This is a genomic window from Demequina globuliformis (assembly GCF_000975155.1).
Taxonomy (GTDB): Bacteria; Actinomycetota; Actinomycetes; order Actinomycetales; family Demequinaceae; genus Demequina; species Demequina globuliformis.
Genome location: NZ_BBRG01000001.1, coordinates 1606803 through 1624475 on the forward strand (window position 1 = coordinate 1606803; position 17673 = coordinate 1624475).

Annotated in this window: 19 protein-coding genes and 1 tRNA gene; 15 read left to right on the top strand and 5 right to left on the bottom strand. The window is 66.8% G+C overall.

Annotated elements, in window-relative coordinates:
- Positions 1-119 precede the first annotated feature (119 nt).
- The gene (locus tag AOP75_RS07510; RefSeq protein WP_062077871.1) at positions 120-590 is read right to left on the bottom strand and encodes a hypothetical protein; all 471 of its coding nucleotides are present in this window, start codon (positions 588-590) and stop codon (positions 120-122) included.
- A 160-nt stretch (positions 591-750) separates the two neighbouring features.
- Between AOP75_RS07510 and AOP75_RS07515 the strand changes: the two genes are divergently transcribed.
- The 5 genes from AOP75_RS07515 to rlmB all read left to right on the top strand — a co-directional run bounded on the left by AOP75_RS07515 (position 751) and on the right by rlmB (position 4955).
- Entirely contained in the window at positions 751-1233 is a 483-nt protein-coding gene (locus AOP75_RS07515) for a CarD family transcriptional regulator (RefSeq protein ID WP_062077873.1), read from the top strand.
- On the top strand, positions 1230-1940 hold the full coding sequence (ispD, locus tag AOP75_RS12745; RefSeq protein ID WP_062077875.1) for a 2-C-methyl-D-erythritol 4-phosphate cytidylyltransferase: 711 nt from the start codon (positions 1230-1232) through the stop codon (positions 1938-1940). Before AOP75_RS07515 ends, ispD begins: the two co-directional genes overlap by 4 nt.
- Entirely contained in the window at positions 1937-2410 is a 474-nt protein-coding gene (ispF, locus tag AOP75_RS12750; RefSeq protein ID WP_062077877.1) for a 2-C-methyl-D-erythritol 2,4-cyclodiphosphate synthase, read from the top strand. The genes ispD and ispF overlap by 4 nt, the downstream gene beginning before the upstream one ends.
- 19 nt (positions 2411-2429) lie before the next feature.
- A complete protein-coding gene (gene cysS / locus AOP75_RS07530) occupies positions 2430-3845 on the top strand; it encodes a cysteine--tRNA ligase (protein WP_062077879.1) in 1416 nt (471 codons plus the stop codon).
- A 150-nt stretch (positions 3846-3995) separates the two neighbouring features.
- Positions 3996-4955, top strand: a complete 960-nt coding sequence (gene rlmB / locus AOP75_RS07535) for a 23S rRNA (guanosine(2251)-2'-O)-methyltransferase RlmB (protein WP_062077881.1) — start codon at positions 3996-3998, stop codon at positions 4953-4955.
- 5 nt (positions 4956-4960) lie between these two features.
- Here the strand turns inward: rlmB and AOP75_RS07540 are convergent, their stop codons facing one another.
- Positions 4961-6280 carry a DUF4032 domain-containing protein gene (locus AOP75_RS07540; protein WP_083966848.1) on the bottom strand — a complete coding sequence of 440 codons (1320 nt, stop codon included), beginning with the start codon at positions 6278-6280 and terminating at the stop codon, positions 4961-4963.
- A 155-nt stretch (positions 6281-6435) separates the two neighbouring features.
- Positions 6436-7587: an ABC transporter ATP-binding protein gene (locus AOP75_RS07545; RefSeq protein WP_062077883.1), complete on the bottom strand. Its 1152-nt coding sequence runs from the start codon at positions 7585-7587 to the stop codon at positions 6436-6438.
- A gap of 164 nt (positions 7588-7751) precedes the next feature.
- On the opposite strand from AOP75_RS07545, the gene AOP75_RS07550 reads away from it, so the two are divergent.
- The 7 genes from AOP75_RS07550 to AOP75_RS07580 all read left to right on the top strand — a co-directional run bounded on the left by AOP75_RS07550 (position 7752) and on the right by AOP75_RS07580 (position 13463).
- Positions 7752-9347 (top strand): serine/threonine-protein kinase, encoded by a 1596-nt coding sequence (locus tag AOP75_RS07550; RefSeq protein ID WP_062077885.1) that lies wholly within the window; start codon positions 7752-7754, stop codon positions 9345-9347.
- A gap of 118 nt (positions 9348-9465) precedes the next feature.
- Positions 9466-9978, top strand: a complete 513-nt coding sequence (locus tag AOP75_RS07555) for a MauE/DoxX family redox-associated membrane protein (protein ID WP_062077887.1) — start codon at positions 9466-9468, stop codon at positions 9976-9978.
- A gap of 20 nt (positions 9979-9998) precedes the next feature.
- The gene (locus AOP75_RS07560) at positions 9999-10823 is read left to right on the top strand and encodes a DsbA family protein (protein ID WP_062077889.1); all 825 of its coding nucleotides are present in this window, start codon (positions 9999-10001) and stop codon (positions 10821-10823) included.
- A 203-nt stretch (positions 10824-11026) separates the two neighbouring features.
- Positions 11027-11099: transfer RNA gene (locus tag AOP75_RS07565), tRNA-Thr, on the top strand.
- 455 nt (positions 11100-11554) lie between these two features.
- Positions 11555-11959 carry a hypothetical protein gene (locus AOP75_RS07570; RefSeq protein WP_062077891.1) on the top strand — a complete coding sequence of 135 codons (405 nt, stop codon included), beginning with the start codon at positions 11555-11557 and terminating at the stop codon, positions 11957-11959.
- Positions 11960-11982: 23 nt separating this feature from the next.
- Positions 11983-12573, top strand: a complete 591-nt coding sequence (locus AOP75_RS07575) for a signal peptidase I (RefSeq protein WP_062077893.1) — start codon at positions 11983-11985, stop codon at positions 12571-12573.
- The gene (locus tag AOP75_RS07580; protein ID WP_062077895.1) at positions 12570-13463 is read left to right on the top strand and encodes a hypothetical protein; all 894 of its coding nucleotides are present in this window, start codon (positions 12570-12572) and stop codon (positions 13461-13463) included. The genes AOP75_RS07575 and AOP75_RS07580 overlap by 4 nt, the downstream gene beginning before the upstream one ends.
- Here AOP75_RS07580 and AOP75_RS07585 read toward each other — a convergent pair.
- Complete coding sequence (locus AOP75_RS07585; protein WP_083966775.1) at positions 13420-14142, bottom strand: uracil-DNA glycosylase; 723 nt, start codon at positions 14140-14142, stop codon at positions 13420-13422. The genes AOP75_RS07580 and AOP75_RS07585 overlap by 44 nt on opposite strands.
- A gap of 170 nt (positions 14143-14312) precedes the next feature.
- Between AOP75_RS07585 and AOP75_RS07590 the strand changes: the two genes are divergently transcribed.
- The 3 genes from AOP75_RS07590 to groL all read left to right on the top strand — a co-directional run bounded on the left by AOP75_RS07590 (position 14313) and on the right by groL (position 17234).
- On the top strand, positions 14313-14612 hold the full coding sequence (locus tag AOP75_RS07590) for a DUF3263 domain-containing protein (RefSeq protein ID WP_174435799.1): 300 nt from the start codon (positions 14313-14315) through the stop codon (positions 14610-14612).
- A 10-nt stretch (positions 14613-14622) separates the two neighbouring features.
- Positions 14623-15264 (top strand): LytR C-terminal domain-containing protein, encoded by a 642-nt coding sequence (locus AOP75_RS07595; RefSeq protein WP_062077898.1) that lies wholly within the window; start codon positions 14623-14625, stop codon positions 15262-15264.
- A 344-nt stretch (positions 15265-15608) separates the two neighbouring features.
- Entirely contained in the window at positions 15609-17234 is a 1626-nt protein-coding gene (groL, locus tag AOP75_RS07600; RefSeq protein ID WP_062077900.1) for a chaperonin GroEL, read from the top strand.
- Positions 17235-17371: 137 nt separating this feature from the next.
- On the opposite strand, the gene AOP75_RS07605 is transcribed toward groL, so the two are convergent.
- The gene (locus tag AOP75_RS07605; protein ID WP_062078512.1) at positions 17372-17653 is read right to left on the bottom strand and encodes a DUF4031 domain-containing protein; all 282 of its coding nucleotides are present in this window, start codon (positions 17651-17653) and stop codon (positions 17372-17374) included.
- Positions 17654-17673 lie beyond the last annotated feature (20 nt).

Below are 17673 nucleotides of genomic sequence, written 5' to 3' on the forward strand. Positions count from 1 at the left end.
TGACGTGTGACGCTCGCCGTGAAGTGGCACAAAACGCCCGTTATGCGGCGCTAAAACAGCCAAATGGAGCCATTTGGCGTGGGGGGAGAGCGTAGGGGGTGGGGAGCTGCGACGCGAGGCTAGCCGATCGCGTCGACGATGCCCTCATACTCGGGAAGGGTGCCGTCCATGACGGGGATGATCGTCGAGTAGCGGTTGACGTCGCCCTCGGCAAACGAGCCGGTGGCGAGGAGGCCGGGCTGCACGGGAGAGGTGCCGCTGACCTCGGTGTCGTCGGCCTCCGGGCCCAACTTGACGGTCGCGCCGGCAGGAACCATGACGTCGGTCACCGTCGCGTTGTCGAACGTGATCTGCAGATTCGCGTCCTCGTCGCCGCCGTTGTACAACGTGCCGATCATCGTGGCCGGGCTGTCGACGGCCTCCGTGATGACCAGCAGGTTCAGTGCCTCGACCTCGCCCATGACGAGCTGCGTGCCGTCTGACGCCGCGTAGTTCTTGTGCGTCGTGATGGGGTTCACGTAGGAGCACCCGGCGAGGGCTGCGACGGCCACAGTGGCGACTGCGATGCGGGCGGGGACGGTGTGCTTCACTGCGCTTCAAGCCTTTCGCGAGAACGGGGGTCGCGACCAGGATACTGGTCATGTGCGTGTGGCACGAACGGCGCGTCGTTACCGCAAGGTGAACAAGGCCCCTGTTAATGGAATCGCCGTGCTGGTAGAATCGTCCCTGACACGAAGGGGCCCACTCCACATGAACTTTAGCGTCGGCGAGACCGTCGTCTACCCGCACCACGGTGCGGCGAAGATCCAGGACATCAAGAAGCGCACTATCAAGGGCGAGGAGAAGACCTACCTCAAGCTCAAGGTGGCGCAGGGTGACCTGACCATTGAAGTGCCAGCAGAGAACGTCGACTTGGTCGGCGTCCGGGACGTGGTGGACAAGGCGGGTCTGGAGAAGGTCTTCGACGTCCTCCGCGAGCCGTACGTCGAGGAGCCCACCAACTGGTCCCGTCGCTACAAGGCCAACGTCGAGAAGCTCGCGTCCGGTGACGTGATCCGGGTGGCAGAGGTTGTCCGCGACCTGTCGCGTCGCGACACCGACAAGGGCCTGTCCGCTGGTGAGAAGCGTATGCTGCACAAGGCACGTCAGATCCTCGTGAGCGAGCTCGCTCTTGCTGAGAAGTGCGATGAGGACACGGCCGAGGCTCGCCTGGACGAGGTCCTCGCCTCGTGACCATCGCGGCCGTGATTACGGCCGCCGGATCGGGCACCCGCCTGGGCGCTGACGTGCCCAAAGCGTTGGTGCCCGTCCATGGGCGTTCCCTCGTGGAATGGGCTGTCGCAGAAGCCTCTACCGTTGCCACGGACATCGTGGTCACCGCGCCGCGCTCCCACCTCGAGGCCTTCCGCGCCGCGCTCCCCGGTGTCACCGTGGTCGCGGGCGGTGCCGACCGTCAATCTTCCGTCGCGGCCGGGCTTGATGCCTTGCCCGCAGGCGCGAGCATCGTCCTGATCCACGATGCGGCCCGAGCCTTTCAGCCCGCCGCCGTCATGCGTGCCACCGTTGACGCGGTCCGGGGCGGCGCGGACGGCGCCATCCCCGTCGTGGACGTGATCGACACGCTCGTTACGGCCCCCGGGCGCGACGGCGAGGTCGGTGATCCCGTTGACCGCGCCCAGTTCCGCGCCGTGCAGACGCCGCAGACGTTCCGCGTTGCGGCGATCCTCGATGCCCACCACCGCGGCAAGCCTGGCGCCACGGACGACGCGACGTTGGCGCGTGAACTCGGGTACCGGGTGCTTGCGGTCCCCGGCCACGAGGACGGATTCAAGGTCACGCGTCCTGCTGACCTGTCGCTCGCCAAGGATTGCGCCACGAGGCGTCAGGCGGAACACGAGATCGAGTCCGGTGCGGCTCGCTTGTCTAGGGAGGACTCATGACTATCCCTCGCATTGGCCAAGGCGTCGACGTGCACGCGTTCGGCGGCGACGGTGAACTGGCGCTCGCGGGACTGACGTGGCCAGGGGAGACGCCTTTGTCCGGGCATTCCGATGGCGATGTGGCCGCCCACGCGGCGTGCGACGCATTGCTGAGCGCTGCCGGACTGGGCGATCTCGGCTCCAACTTTGGCACGGACCGTCCCGAGTGGGCGGGGGCAGCCGGCACGGCGTTGCTGCAGGAGACCGCGTACCGCGTGCGCGCGGCTGGTTTCGAGATCGGGAACGTCGCCATCCAGGTGCTTGGCAACCGGCCCAAGTTGGCTCCGCGCCGGGCGGAAGCGGAGGCGGTGCTGTCGGAGGCCGTCGGGGCTCCGGTGACGGTGTCGGCCACCACGACCGACGGCCTGGGGCTGACCGGGCGAGGCGAAGGCGTGGCCGCGATTGCGACGGCGCTGGTCGCGCACACATAAGCCCGGTAGCCTGACACGCGTGACTCTCCACCTGTTCGACACGGCCACCCGTACCGATCGCGCCTTTGAGCCGCTCGAGCCCGGGAAGGTGGGGATCTACCTGTGTGGTCCCACCGTGCAGAGCTCCCCGCACGTGGGCCACTTGCGCAGCGCGGTCGCTTTCGATGTGCTGCAGCGCTGGCTCGAACGTGGCGGCCTCGACGTGACCCTCGTGCGCAACGTCACCGACATCGACGACAAGACCCTGGCCAAGGCGGCCGATGCCGGGGTTGAGTGGTGGGCGTGGGCGCTTCGCCACGAGCGTGAGTTTCAGCAGGCCTACGCGGCTGTGGGCGTGAAGCCGCCCGCCGCCGAGCCACGCGCCACTGGACACATCCCGGAGATCCTCGCGCTCATTGAGCGCCTCATCGAACGCGGCCACGCGTACGAACTTGCGGGCTCCGTGTACTTCGATGTGCGTTCCTACGACGAGTACGGCGCTCTCACCCGTCAGGCGCTGGACGACCTGACGCCTGCGCCGGACGCGCCCGAGGACGACAAGCGCGACCCGCGCGATTTCGCGCTGTGGAAGGCGACCAAGGCAGGCGACCCCGACACCGCCGCCTGGGCGTCTCCCTGGGGCAAGGGCCGGCCCGGCTGGCACATCGAGTGCTCCGCCATGGCGCGCCGCTTCCTGGGTGACACGTTCGACATCCACGGTGGCGGACTGGACCTGCGGTTTCCGCACCACGAGAACGAGCAGGCGCAGTCCCGCGGCGCGGGCTACGGCTTCGCGAACCTGTGGATGCACTCAGCCTGGGTGACCCAGTCAGGCGCCAAGATGTCCAAGTCCCTCGGCAACGGCCTGTTGGTGTCGGAGGTGCTGTCGCGTTACCCCGCAGCCGCCCTCCGGCTCGCGCTCGCGCAGGTGCACTATCGCTCCATGTTGGAGTACTCCGAGAAGACGCTCGAGGATGCCACCGCAACCTGGGGCCGGCTCGCTGGGTTTGTGCAGCGGGCCTCTGACCGCGTGGGCGCTCTTACTGATGCGCAGGTGCGCGCGGCAGAGCTGCCAGAGCCATTCGTCGCGGCGATGGACGACGACCTGTCGATCCCGCGCGCGCTCGCCCACGTGCATGAGACGGTGCGCTCCGGAAACGCCGCGCTGACGCAGGACGACGACGCCGCTGTAGCCGCGTCGCTGCTCTCGGTTCGCGCGATGCTGGACGTGCTCGGGCTGGACCCGGCGTCGGAGTGCTGGGCACAGACGGACACAGGCGCATCCGCGGCCATGACGGCACTGGATTCGCTGGTGAGGGCAGACATCGACGCCCGCGCGGCCGCCCGCGCAGCGAAGGATTGGGCGACCGCGGATGAGATCCGCGACCGCCTGGGCGCGGCCGGCATCGTGATCGAAGACGGCGCGGACGGCGCGCGCTGGTCGCTGCAGGACTAATCGGGCCCACAGCCCTCGCCCTCGTCCGGCGAACCCGCTCTCACCCGTGCCCACCTTCCGCGCCTGAACGGCACGTTCGCGCGCGCTTGCGGCGAGTGGACGGCACAGGCCGATGCGCGGCGCACGTGGCCGCGCGACTACCCTGGTGCCATGGCAGGAAACTCCAAGCGCCGCGGCGCCACTCGCAAGCCCACGTCGAAGAAGGGCGCCTCCGTCGGTACCGGTGGCCACGGCCGCCGGGCGCTCGAGGGCAAGGGCCCCACGCCTAAGGCGGAGGACCGCCCCAATCACAAGGCGTACAAGGCGAAGCAGCGCGCTGAGGCGGAGGCCGCCAAGCGACCGCAGAAGGGCCGCTCGGGACCGCGGGACCGCACGTCGACGTCACACGAGGTGGTGGTGGGCCGCAACAGCGTGCTCGAGGCGCTCCGGTCGGGTATCCAGGCCGAGACCTTGTTGGTGTACAACCGCATTGACTCCGACGACCGCATCACAGAGATCGTGAGCCTCGCCGTGGAGCACGAGGTGACCGTCCGTGAGGTGACCAAGACGGTGCTGGACGGTTACGCGGGGGGAAGCCCCCACCAGGGCGTCGCGCTTGAAGTCGCACCCTATTCGTACGCCGACCCCGACGACTTCCTCGACGGCGATGGTCGCACGCTCATTGTCGCGCTGGACGGCATTCAGGACCCGCGCAACTTGGGTGCCATCATGCGCTCCGCCGCCGCCTTTGGCGCGACCGGAGTAGTGGTGCCCGAGCGCCGTGCTGCGGGCGTGACCGTTGCGGCGTGGAAGGTATCCGCGGGCGCCGCCGCGCGCGTGCCCGTGGCGCGTGCCACCAACCTCACACGCGCCATCGAGGGCTACAAGAAGGCCGGCATCTTTGTCATCGGCCTGGACGCAGATGCGGACGTGATGATCCGCGACTCCGAACTCATCGACGGCCCGCTCGTGATCGTCGCAGGCGCGGAGGGCTCCGGGCTGTCGCGACTGGTGCGTGAAGCATGCGACCAGATTGTGTCGATCCCCATTGACGGTGCCACCGAGTCGCTCAACGCCTCCGTGGCGGCGTCGATCGCGCTGTACGAAGCCGGCGCGCACCGAGCACGCTAGGCGGCTCAGCGCGGGTGGTTGTCGCGGGCCTGTGTCCCTGTGCGGGTGCGCGGCAACGACTGCCAGGCACGGATCGCTCGCGTCTCCGTTGGCGCCTCTGACTCGTCGGAAGGCACCGTGCCAATGATCTGACCAAGCACGGCCTCCTCGTCGGGCCGTTCGGGGAGCACGTTCTTGACGTAGGAGGCCGCAGCCTCCGGCATGGTGACGTCGGGCCTCTTTTCCGCCAGGAACCACCGGTGGTCGAGCACCTCGTGGAACACCTGCGCGGGCTCGAGCTTGCGCCGGAACTCCCGCGGCACGGCACGCACCGTGGGTTCAAAGACGCGTGCAAGCCACTCGTGGGCCACGAGGACCTCGTCCTCGTCGGGTGAAAACACGGCGCGGAACTCGTCGAGGTCGTTGAGCAGGCGGCGCGCTTGGTTCTCTTGCACGTCCAGGCCGGTCAGTCGGAGTAGGCGCCGCGAGTGGTGACCGGCATCGACCACCTTGGGACGGATCGAGAGTTCCTTGCCGTCGGAGGTTTGCGTCATGTCGAGTTCGGCGACATCGAACCCTAGTTCATTGAGCGCCTTGACCCGTTCGGCGAGGTGATAGCGAACGTTCTCGCTGAAGGTTTCCTTGCCGGTGAGCGCCGACCATAGTTCGCGGTAGCGCTCCTCGATGCGGTCGCCCAGCTCGAGCGGGTCAACCGCGTTGTCGAGTTCTTCTGCGGCCTGGAGGTCGAACATCTCGCCAATGATGTTGGTGCGCGCCAGATCGATGTCGTAGCGGCGCTGGCCCTCGGTGAGGGCGTGGTGCAGGTCGCCCGTCTCGGCGTCGACCAGGTAGGCGGAGAAGGCCTCGGCATCGCGCCGGAACAGGGCGTTGGACAGCGACACGTCTCCCCAGTAGAAACCCAGCAGGTGCAGGCGCACCAGCAGCACGGCCAGCGCATCAATGAGGCGGTCGAGAGTGTCGTCGCGTAGCGCCTGACTGAACAGCGCACGGTACGGCAGCGAGAACTGCAGGTGTTCGGTCACCAAGGCGGCGGCGAGCTCTTCGCCGTCGGCATCCTGGCGGCCGTCCACGACAGCGAACGGCACCACGCACGGAGCGCCCATGCGCCCCAGCTCGCGGAGCATGTCGAATTCGCGGTGGGCCATAGGGGACACGGTCTCTTTGACCGCGAGCACTCGCCCGTGGAACCGCACAAAGCGCACCACGTGGCGCGAGATGCCGCGAGGGAGCGCGGCGAGGGTGTCCTGGGGCCAGGTCTCCAGGGGCACGGACCACGGCAGGTCGAGCAACGCGGGGTCGACCACGCCGGTGATTTTGAGGGCCATGCCTCCATCGTAGGCGTAGCCCTGGCTGTCACCCACGGACCGCGTCCGTTGCGGGAAGGTGCGGGCTCATCAGACGCAGCGAGGGCGGCCCAGGAATCCCTGGACCGCCCTCGCTGAGAATGACGTCAGCGGCGATGAAGCCGTGAGTGTGTGAGTTACAGAGCCTTGTCCGTCTGCACGGCGGCCGAGAGGCGGTCACCGCTTGCGGAGGAGAACACGTGCTGCTCGCCCTCGCGGATCTTGACCCACACCGAGTCGCCCTTCTTGGGGACATCGCGGGGGTCAATGCGGACAATGACCTCGGAGTCGCCTGCGTCGAAGTGGATCTCGCCGGCGCCGGGGGCGTCGGTGGGGATCGAGCCGTAGACGTATGCGTCCGAGCCCAGCTCCTCGACCACATCCACCTGGATGGGGAAGGCGCCGTCGGAGTTGGGGGCAACACGGTCGAGCGACTCGGGGCGGAAGCCCACGACCACGCGGTTGTTGTCCTCAGCCTTGAGGCCGGCGAGGGCCTGACGGCTCAGGGCCACCTGGCTGTTGCCGATCTGGGCGAAGTCGCCGTTGACCGAGTAGGTGCCGATGTTCATGGCGGGGGAGCCGATGAAGCCGGCGACGAACACGTTCGCGGGGGCGTCGTACATGTCGCGAGGCGAGCCCACCTGCTGGAGCAGGCCATCCTTGAGGACCGCGATGCGGTCACCCATGGTCAGTGCCTCGACCTGGTCGTGCGTGACGTAGACGGTGGTGGTGCCCAGGCGGCGCTGCAGTGCGGCGATCTGGGTACGGGTCTGGACACGCAGCTTCGCGTCAAGGTTCGACAGCGGCTCGTCCATGAGGAACACCTGGGGCTGACGGACAATGGCGCGGCCCATGGCCACACGCTGACGCTGACCACCGGACAGTGCCTTGGGCTTGCGGTCCAGGTACTCGGTGAGGTCCAGGATCTTCGCGGCGGCCTCGACACGCTCGCGGATCTCCGACTTGTCGACCTTGGCAATCTTGAGCGCGAAGCCCATGTTGTCTGCCACCGTCATGTGGGGGTACAGCGCGTAGGACTGGAACACCATCGCGATGTCGCGGTCCTTGGGCTGAACGTGAGTCACGTCGCGGTCGCCAACCCAGATGGATCCGGCGTCGATGTCCTCGAGGCCTGCGAGCATGCGCAGGGAGGTCGACTTACCGCAACCGGAGGGGCCAACGAGGACGAGGAACTCGCCGTCGGCAATGTCGAGCTCAAGCGCGTCAACGGCCGGGCGCTCCGTGCCCGGGTAGATGCGCGAAGCCTTGTCGTATGTAACGGTGGCCATGAAAGGTCCCTTCACTGGCAGGTACGTGCCAGACGATCCGTGGTGAAGAGTGCCGGTGTGGTGTCCACAATGACACTAACCACAACAAGGTTTGCTGCGGTTAGGGGCCATCATTCCATACGCAATAGTTCAGAACCAACCTCCCTGGCTGTAGCGTGAGTGCCATGGCAGGCGTGGTTCGCGAGACGGGCGAAGAGATAGGCGGCTACCGCATTGTCGACCAGTTGGGTCGCGGTGGTTCAGGCGCGGTCTACAAGGTCGTCGACGGTGGCGGAGCCGAGGCCGCCTTGAAGCTCGTGGACGCTCGTGCCGACACCGTTGCCGCGGAACGACTCGCTCGAGAGGTCCGCGCTCTTCAATCCCTGGAGCACCCCGCCGTGCCGGCCGTGCTTGACGCTGAGCTCGACGGCGACGAGACGTTTGTGGTCTTTGAGTACATCCCTGGCGTCAGCTTGTGGGACTACATCCAGCGAGAAGGGCCGATGCGCGGGGACCAGTTGGCGCACTTCGCTGACAGAACTGCGTCTGCTTTGGAGGCGGTGCACGCCACTGGGGCCGTTCACCGTGATGTCACGCCCTCGAACATCATGATGGGGCCTGATGGCCCGGTGCTGATCGACTTTGGCTTGGCTCACAAGACGACCGACCACCGCCTGACGCAGGAGGGGCTGGTGTCTGGCACCGCGGGGTACGTGGCGCCAGAGGTGATTGACGGCATGGAGCCAGGCGCGGACGCAGACCGGTGGGCCTGGGCGGCAACAGTGGCGTTCGCGATGACGGGCAAGGCGCCGTTCGGCTCGGGCACTGGCGCGATTTCCCGCACGCTTGAGACCACTGTTGACCTTCCCGACGAGCCGGGGGCCGATGCTCTCAGGGCCGCGCTCGGTCGCGACGTGTCCGTGCGACCTGGGCCGCGTGACGTCGTGGCGGCGCTGCGCGGCGCGACCGTGGTCTTGCCGGTCGCCGAGGCGGCGCCGACCGCCGTCGCGGCCGTCGCGCCCACCGCCGTGATGGGCGCGAACGCCACGGCAAGTCCCGAGACATTCGACGCCGCGGCTTTCGGTGCGACCACCGGAGGAGACGCCCAGGACGACCTCGATGAAGACCAGACCTACGAGGACGAGCAGTGGACTGACTCTGATGAGGTCGAGGTCGATGACCTTCTCGCGGCCGCTCCACGGCGCAAACTGATGATCGCCGCACTGACTGTTGCCACGGCATCGGCCGCAGCGCTGGCGCCGTTTATCGCGTTCTTCGTGATGGTACTGACGACCATCGTGGTCCGCGCCGTGCAGCGGCGCGCGCTCGCGCTCGCGACCGCGCGCGCCAGGCGAGGGCAACGTCGCGGAGACGCGGCCCTGCATACGATTGGCCTGCCATGGCACCTGTTGCGCGCGGCAGGGGAGGCGCTGCCGTCGATCCTCTTGGCCGCCGCAGTCGGCGTAGGCGTCGGCACTTTGGGATGGTGGCTCGTCAGCGCTGAGTACGTAGCCGGCGCCAGCAATGAGGCGCAGGTATGGGGACACGGAGTCGCGCTGTTCGCCGGGGGGCTCGCGGCTGCTGCCACGATGTGGTGGGGGCCGTGGAGCGAACTGTCTCGCGAGGGTGCGCACCGCCTGGCCGCCGCCGTCGCGCCGTCTCGCGGCCCCATCGTCGCCTGGGTGATTGTGTCCGCGGTTGCCATCGCTGTCGTGGTGTTGTCTGTCTATCTTTTGACGGAACCAGTGTGGTGGCCGGCTCCCGGCCAGCCGATTGCGTAACCCCGGCATCGGCCCTGCTAAACGGAACGCGTATGGGGAACCAATTCCACAACCTGTACGTTGGGGCGTCAACGGTGGCCTCACGCGAGGCCGCGACTCAGACTGAGGGAGTAACACGATGACGTTTGCGGACCGGTTCCGATCCGTGCAACCGTGGCTGTCGTTGCTCGTCCGCTTGTCGATGGCGGGCATCCTCATCTTCGCGGCGATTCCCAAGATTCAGGACATCCCGCAATCCATCATCGCCGTGCGCGCCTACCGGCTCCTTCCCGAGGAGATCGTTCCCTTTGTGGGCACTCTCCTTCCCTTCTTCGAGCTTGCGCTCGCCCTATGGCTCATCCTGGGCCTGTGGACGCGCTGGGCTGCGGGTGCGTGGCTCGTGATGATGGCTGCCTTCACCATTGGAGTGATCTGGGCGTGGACCCAGGGGCTATCGATCGACTGCGGCTGCTTTGGCGGCGGTGGCGAGGTGGAAGAAGGCGCCACGCAGTACCCACTTCACTTGCTAGAGCGAGCAGGATTCATTGCCCTAGGGCTGTTCCTGTTCATCTGGCCCCGTTCCCGGTTCTCGCTCGACTCGTGGATGGCGCCTGCACCCGCCACGGACGAGCCCGTCGAGATCGACAACTGACCCTGAGGTAAGGAATCCCCATGGCCAAGAACAAGCCCCAACCCAGCAACACCAAGGCAGCCCAGGCTCGCGCTAAGGCGCAGGCTCAGGTGAAGGCAGAGGAGCGCCGGACCGGCATCATCATTGCGGCCGTGTCCGCAGTCGTGATCCTGGTCTTCGGAGGCATTGTCTGGTTCATCGTTGAGTCTGGCAAGGTCCCCTCGCTTGACTCCGACGACCTCGCCAAGCCCGCCGCGTCCGACGTTTACGGCGGCATCCCCGTCGATGCGACCGGTTCGGTGAGCGCCGACGTCCCCGCCGATCAGCCGCGTGTCGACATCTACCTCGACTTCATGTGCCCCATCTGCAACCAGTTCGAGCAGGTCAACGCCGAGGACCTCGACGCATTGCGCGAGGAGGGCGAGGTGCAGTTGTACTACCACCCCATCTCCATCCTCGACCGTTACTCCTCCGGCACCGAGTACTCGACCCGCGCAGCGAACGCCGTTGCCACCGTCGCCGACCAGGCGCCGGACGCGTTCCTCGACTTCTCCGCCGCGCTGTTCGCTAACCAGCCCACCGAGGGCGGCGAAGGACTGAGCGACGAGCAGATTGAGCAGATCGCCATCGCTGCCGGCGTTCCCGAGGATGTTGCCGCGCAGTTCGAGAGCCAGGACTTCCGGGCCTGGGTGAAGGCCGCCACGGACCAGTCGTCGCAGAACTACGTGCAGGGCACCCCGACGGTGCGAGTCGTAGGCCCCGGCGAGGAGTTCTCCGACGTTGACGACCAGGACGCGATTCTGCAGCAGTCTGAGGTTCCTTACTTCGAGCCCGGCCAGCTGCGTGCCTACATCGAGGGCCTCTAGCGCGCCCTCTTGATCAGCACGGCGGAGCACCGCCTGCGCTGACGCTGTTTCCGTTGACCCCCGGCGCCCTCGTGGCGTCGGGGGTCAACGTGCGTTGGGGGCCGGTGAGGTGGCTCGCCGTGTGTGAGGCGGCTCGTTGATTCGCGTGTGCACCGCACCCCTGCGGATCGGTATCCTGATGCGGCGGCGCGAACGCTCCGCATGCTGGCATGGCGCAATTGGTAGCGCACCGTACTTGTAATACGGGGGTTGCGGGTTCGAGTCCCGCTGTCAGCTCTGACCCTGTCGACGCCCACGTGGGTTCACCGTGCGTCCTGCGGCGCGTTCTGCGCGCATCACGCGCCCGCGTCCTCGCCCCTCCTTTGTTGCCGCACCCTTAGCTGGTAGAGGCGTGGCGTGCCCGCGCTGGCGGCCCGGCGAGCGCTTACCACACGGTCAGCAGGGGGGTGCCGAGAAGGTCCCTCATGGGCGCGGTCGCGGGCCGAGTGTGGGCTATCTCATACTTTGTGGTGCTGTGTTTCAGATTGATATACCTGGTAAAAGCGACTTTGAGTGAGCGTTGGCGAAGTTCGTGAAATTTCTCACATAAACTGCGTCATAGTCCGCAACGCCGGCCGTCTCTATGTGAGGTAGGTCATAGATCGACCGCCGGCAGGACAACGAAACAGCGCCTGGATTCCCCATCCCGGGGGTCATTCACGTGCGCCCACACAAGAAAGCAGAAAGACCCCATGGCTAAGACCAAGAACTCCGCTCGCAAGTACGCCGCCGTGGCCCTGGGCCTGGTGGGTATCGCCGGCCTGTCGCTCGCCTCCGCAGCCCAGCTCACCGTCAACGAGGACTCTCCGCTCGTGGGCGTGAGCACCGGCGCTGAGTGCGACACCGCCGTAAACGTGGACTACACGACCACCTACGCTGGCGGCGTGTTCTCGGCCGCCACCGTAGAGGTGTCGGACATCAACGTCGCGAGCCCCGGCGGCTGTGTTGGGCGCGAGCTCATCGTGTACGTGCTCGACGTTTCCGGTGCGACCCTCGCGGAAGTAAAGACGACCATTGACGCAGCATCCGAGTCGATCAACCTGCCCACGGGTGTGAACGCTGCAGCGGTACGCAACGCCGCAGTCGCGATCAACTAACGACATCACCCACCCGAGCACCGATGGCACGCGAGCTGAGCGCACCGGAGACCGGCGGTTCTAGCGACCGCCGGCGCTTCGGCGCGCTCGGCGCCGTGCTCGGGTGGGTCGTCATTGCGGTCCTCGCGTACTTCATCTGGCCGGCGTCGCTCGGTGGCGGCACCACCGCCATTGTGGTGAACGGGCATTCGATGGAGCCCACGTACTACACGGGCGACATCGTCGTGGCGCGCGCCGCGGAGCCGCAGGTGGGCGACGTCATCGTCTATAGCACACTTGACCTTGACGGGTCCAAGATTGTTCACCGCATCATTGGTGGAGACGGCGTCAACGGGTGGCAGGTCCAGGGGGACAACAACGACTACGTCGACCCCTTCTATCCCACGAACGAAGACGTGCTCGGCGTCGCGAAGCTCCACATCCCCAAGCTGGGATTGTGGGCCGCGATCCTGCGCAGCCCCCTGGTGTGGGGCAGCATCCTGCTCATCGCCGTGGGCTTCACCATGTGGCCGTCGCGGCCTGAAGAACTCGACGTATCTGACGATGTGTCTGACGACGAGGACGGCTCGTCAGCCGGCATTGCCGAGCCCTCTGGTGCGGAGGTGTCTCGATGACGACCCTCGTCGCCACCGGCGCCGCGCGGCGCGTGGCGCTCCTTGCTGCCCTCGTCGCACTCGTGGCGACCGTCGCCTTCTGGGTCACCCCGGCATCGGCCGCACACCTCACTGTCACGCACGCTCGGATTGCCACTTTCACGGCATCGGCCTGCACTACTCAGACCATCGGCTTCACCGCACCAAGTGCCTCATCCGCTCAGACGTCGGTAACTGTCACCGGCATCCCCGCCTCGTGTGCGGGTAAAACGGGCCGCGCCGTTCTGGTGAACAGCCAGGGCGCAAAGGTCGCCGACCTGACGTGGACCATGGCGTCCGGTTCACAGACCGTCAGCGTTCCCGGCTTTCCGACCGCGAACGTGACTGGTGCGAAGCTCGTTGCGAATGGGTGGTGGGTGCCCGCGTCGTGGACCGCTCCCGAACCTCCTCCCAACCCGCCCGCGGGTCAGTGCTGGGGCATGCTTCACTCCAATGGCCAGCGCGTGCAAGGCACCACGTGTGTGCCAACCTTCACGGCCCAACGCCTTCAGAACCTCGCAGTAGCGAATGGCGGCCCCGGAACCTATCGTGACGTCTCGATCCGGACGGATTTCACCCCTGCTGGCTACGTCGTCAACGGTACCTACGTCGGTGAGTATCAGGCGCTTACGAAGTGGCGTGCCACCGTGGACCTGACCTCGGCAGCTATCAGCAGCGGCATCAACCTCACCGGACCGGTGTACATCTACTCCGGGCAGAACACGGTGCTAGCGCCAGGCGAAACCTGCTCGAACTTGGCCGCTGTCACGTTCCAGGAGTCGGTCCAGGGCAACAACCCGACCGGTGACTTCACCATCAGCAGCGCGCCTATCCCGTGGATGTCGGCGTCGAGACTCCTGTGCTCGCGTTAGCGGTGCCACTGCTGTGCTGGCCCCAGCGGATGGGGTTCGCGCCTTGCTTCTCGAGTAGCGCGTTGACCTGAGAGAACGGCCGCGAGCCAAAGAACCCTCGCCGCGCGCTGAGCGGGCTTGGGTGAGCGCTCGTGACCACCGGCACGTCGCCCAGCAAGGCACCCGCGGCTTGCGCATCTTTGCCCCACAAGACGGCCACGAGTGGTCCGCCGCGCGCACCCAGGGTGCGCAGGGCCTGAGCGGTCACCTCTTCCCAGCCGCGGCCCCGATGCGAACCGGCCTCGCCCGCGCTCACAGTAAGGACGCGGTTGAGCAACATCACGCCTTGGCGCGCCCAGTGGCTGAGGTCGCCGTCGCTCAGCGTCTCCCCGGTGTCCTGCATCAGTTCGGTGGCGATGTTGCGCAGTGACCGCGGCATGGGGTGGCCAGGTGCGACTGAGAAGCTCAGCCCCACCGCATCGCCGGGTGTGGGATAGGGGTCCTGGCCCACGATCACCACGCGCACCGCGTCGAGCGGCACCTGAAAGGCCCGCATGACGCGCGCGCGTTCAGGCAGCCACGTCCGTCCAGCCCGCGCCTCGGCATCGAGGAACGCGGCCGCGGCGGCGAGGTCCGTGTGGGCGGGCGCGAGCGCGTCGGCCCACTGCGCGCCCAGGTTCGCGGTCCATTGGTCCGTCATGCGGCCCACCCTAGTGTTGGAGACCGGGGCCGATGCCACAGCGGAGCGGGCCCGCATCTCACCTCAGCGCGGTGCGGCTGCGTAGTCGCAGGCCCAGCGCCGTTTAGGCTGGAAACTATCGAGGAAACGACGCGGGCCGCGGTGCGCGCGAGAGTGGAAATGAGGTGACCGTGACCGACGTGACCCACCTGGAGGCCGCGGCCGACGACCGCTCATCGCTGTCCGAGCGAGACCGAGCGGTGCTGGAGTTCGAGCGTCGCTGGTGGGCACACGCAGGCGCCAAGGAAGAGGCGATCCGGTCAGAGTTCTCGTTGTCCGTCACTCAGTACTACCAGGTATTGGGGTCCTTGTTGGAGTCGCATGCGGCCGTGGAGTTTGACCCCATGCTCGTCACCCGACTGCGACGCCTACGTGCGACGCGGGAACACGACCGGTCGAGCCGCGCTTGGATTGCGCCCGGCGCGCGTTAGGGTGTGACCCGTGGCGAAGGATGCGCAGACGTACGAGCCCGACGAGTTTGACGAACTCGCGGCACAGACCGGACCGGTGGGTGTTCACCGTGCGCCACGGCCGTGGTGGAGCAGGGTGTTGCCCCCCGTGCTTGCCTTCCTTATCGCTGGCGCCGTCGCCTACCTCATCGCATTCCTGCTGTGGAACGCCGGCGGCAACAACGACGACGATCCCGCTCCCGCCACCACGGTGACCACGAGTCCCACGTCCTCTCCCGAGACCTCGCCGACTACCTCGCCTAGTGCGGAGCCGTCGGCCACGCCGAGCGAGAGCGCCAGCCCGTCGCCGACGCCCACACCAACGGAGACCGAGGAGCCGGAACCGGTCATCGTTTACGACGCACAGGTGCAGGTCCGCAATGGATCCGGCATCCAGGGTCTCGCGGGCGAGCAGCAAAGTGCGCTGAACGACGCTGGCTACTCAAACGTGGACGCGAATAACATCGCTTCCAACCTGATTCCCAACGGCGTCAACACCGTCACCTACGCCGACGAGTCGCTGGCCGACACGGCCCAAGACATCGCGGACACACTCGGTATCGACGCCGTTGACGGCAGCGGCACTCCCGGCGGGGCGGAGATTGAAGTCCTCCTCGCAAGCGACCCGGGCTAGCCGCTCGTCGCTGGCCGAGCAGCCTCTCGGCTCGGCCTCCCTCCGCCAGATGGCTCCATTTCGCTGTTTTGCAGCGCCAAAGCAGCCAGAATTTGCCACTCCAGCCGGGACTGTCGCGCACTCCCGTGTGCGCCGTCGGTGAACATGAGTGAACATCGCGCAACATCGGTTTGCACTCGGCAGGGGAGAGTGCCAGAATCGGCTTAGCACTCCCTACCCGAGAGTGCTAAAAAGTTTGGCTTCGCAGTCGAGGTGTGCGGCCCTGGCGTGACGTGAACGTCTGGGCCGGCATCGTCCGTCGCGGGCGGCTCGGAGCCACCGTCATCGAAAGAGGACTTACACCCATGGCAAAGCAGATTGCCTTCGATGAGGAGGCCCGTCGCGGCATGGAGCGGGGCATGAACGCCCTCGCTGATGCCGTCAAGGTCACCCTCGGCCCCAAGGGCCGCAACGTTGTGCTCGAGAAGAAGTGGGGCGCCCCCACGATCACCAACGATGGCGTGTCCATCGCCAAGGAGATCGAGCTGTCGGAGCCGTTCGAGAAGATCGGCGCAGAGCTCGTCAAGGAAGTTGCCAAGAAGACCGACGACGTCGCCGGTGACGGAACCACCACCGCGACTGTCCTCGCTCAGGCGCTGGTCCGTGAGGGCCTGCGCAACGTCTCCGCTGGCGCTAACCCGATCGCTCTGAAGAAGGGCATCGAGAAGGCCGTGGCCGCCGTGACCGAGCAGCTGCTCGCACAGGCCAAGGAAGTGGAGACCAAGGAGCAGATCGCCGCTACCGCTGCCATCTCGGCAGGCGAGCAGGAGATCGGCGACAAGATCGCTGAGGCGATGGACAAGGTCGGCAAGGAAGGTGTCATCACCGTCGAGGAGGCTTACCAGCTAGGTATCGAGCTGGAGCTCACCGAGGGTATGCGCTTCGACAAGGGCTACCTGAACCCCTACTTCGTCACCGACGGAGAGCGCCAGGAAGCAGTGCTCGAGGACGCCTACGTGCTACTCGTCGAGTCCAAGATCTCCTCGCTCAAGGACCTGCTGCCCATCCTCGAGAAGATCATGCAGGCGGGCAAGCCCCTGGCGATCATCTCCGAGGACGTCGACGGTGAGGCTTTGGCCGCACTGGTCGTCAACAAGCTGCGTGGCAACCTCAAGGTCGTCGCCGTCAAGGCTCCCGGCTTTGGCGACCGCCGCAAGGCGATGCTGCAGGACATGGCCGTTCTCACCGGTGGCCAGGTCATCTCCGAGTCCGTCGGTCTGTCGCTGGAGACCGCTGGTCTCGAGCTGCTCGGCCAGGCGCGCAAGGTCGTTGTCACCAAGGACGACACCACCATCGTCGATGGCGCCGGTGCCGAGGAGCAGGTCGAGGGTCGCGTCAAGCAGATCCGCGCTGAGATCGAGAACTCCGACTCCGACTACGACCGCGAGAAGCTCCAGGAGCGCCTCGCCAAGTTGGCCGGCGGCGTTGCCGTCATCAAGGCCGGCGCGGCAACCGAGGTCGAGCTCAAGGAGCGCAAGCACCGCATTGAGGACGCCGTCCGCAACGCGAAGGCTGCTGTCGAAGAGGGCATCGTCGCCGGTGGTGGCGTGGCACTGATCCAGGCCGGCAACGCCGTGCTCGGGTCGCTGCAGCTCGAGGGTGACGAGGCCACTGGTGCTCGCATCGTCGAGGCCGCTATCTCCGCTCCGCTGCGCCAGATCGCGATCAACGCTGGCCTCGAAGGCGGCGTTGTTGTCGAGAAGGTCAAGGGTCTCGAGGTGGGTCACGGTCTGAACGCCGCGACCGGCGTCTACGAGGACCTGCTGGCTGCTGGCGTCAACGACCCGGTCAAGGTGACGCGCTCGGCGCTGCAGAACGCTGCCTCGATCGCGGCTCTGTTCCTCACCACCGAGGCTGTGGTGGCGGACATCCCTGAGCCCGAGCCGGCCATGCCGGCCGGTGGCGGGGACATGGGCGGCATGGGCTTCTAAGCTCTCCCGCGCCAGCGCTCAACGCTGATACAGCGAAGGCCCCAGGGGAAACCCTGGGGCCTTCGTCGTATGTGTGCAGGCTTGGCACGCGGACTGCCGCTGGCGGCTTTCTGTCCCGGCAGGTGATTTCCAGCGGTCTAGCGTGGGGGAGCGGCGCGGCGCTGAGCCGACGTGACCCGCAGCCCGGATGCCCGGAGCCGGCGCACGAGTTCACGCCCGTCGACCAGTACCGCCCCACGTGCGATGAGGTCCGCGTGCATGTCCTGAGGCACGTCGTAGTGGTCGCGATCAAAGGCGCGCGCAGGAAGCCCCGCTGCGCGGGCAAACTCATGCAGTTCCTCAAGCGACTGATCCGAGACCATGTGCCCCCACACCCGGCCGTGGCGAGGCCACAGCGGCGGATCAATGAGCACTGTCACCTGGCCGAGCATACTTGAGG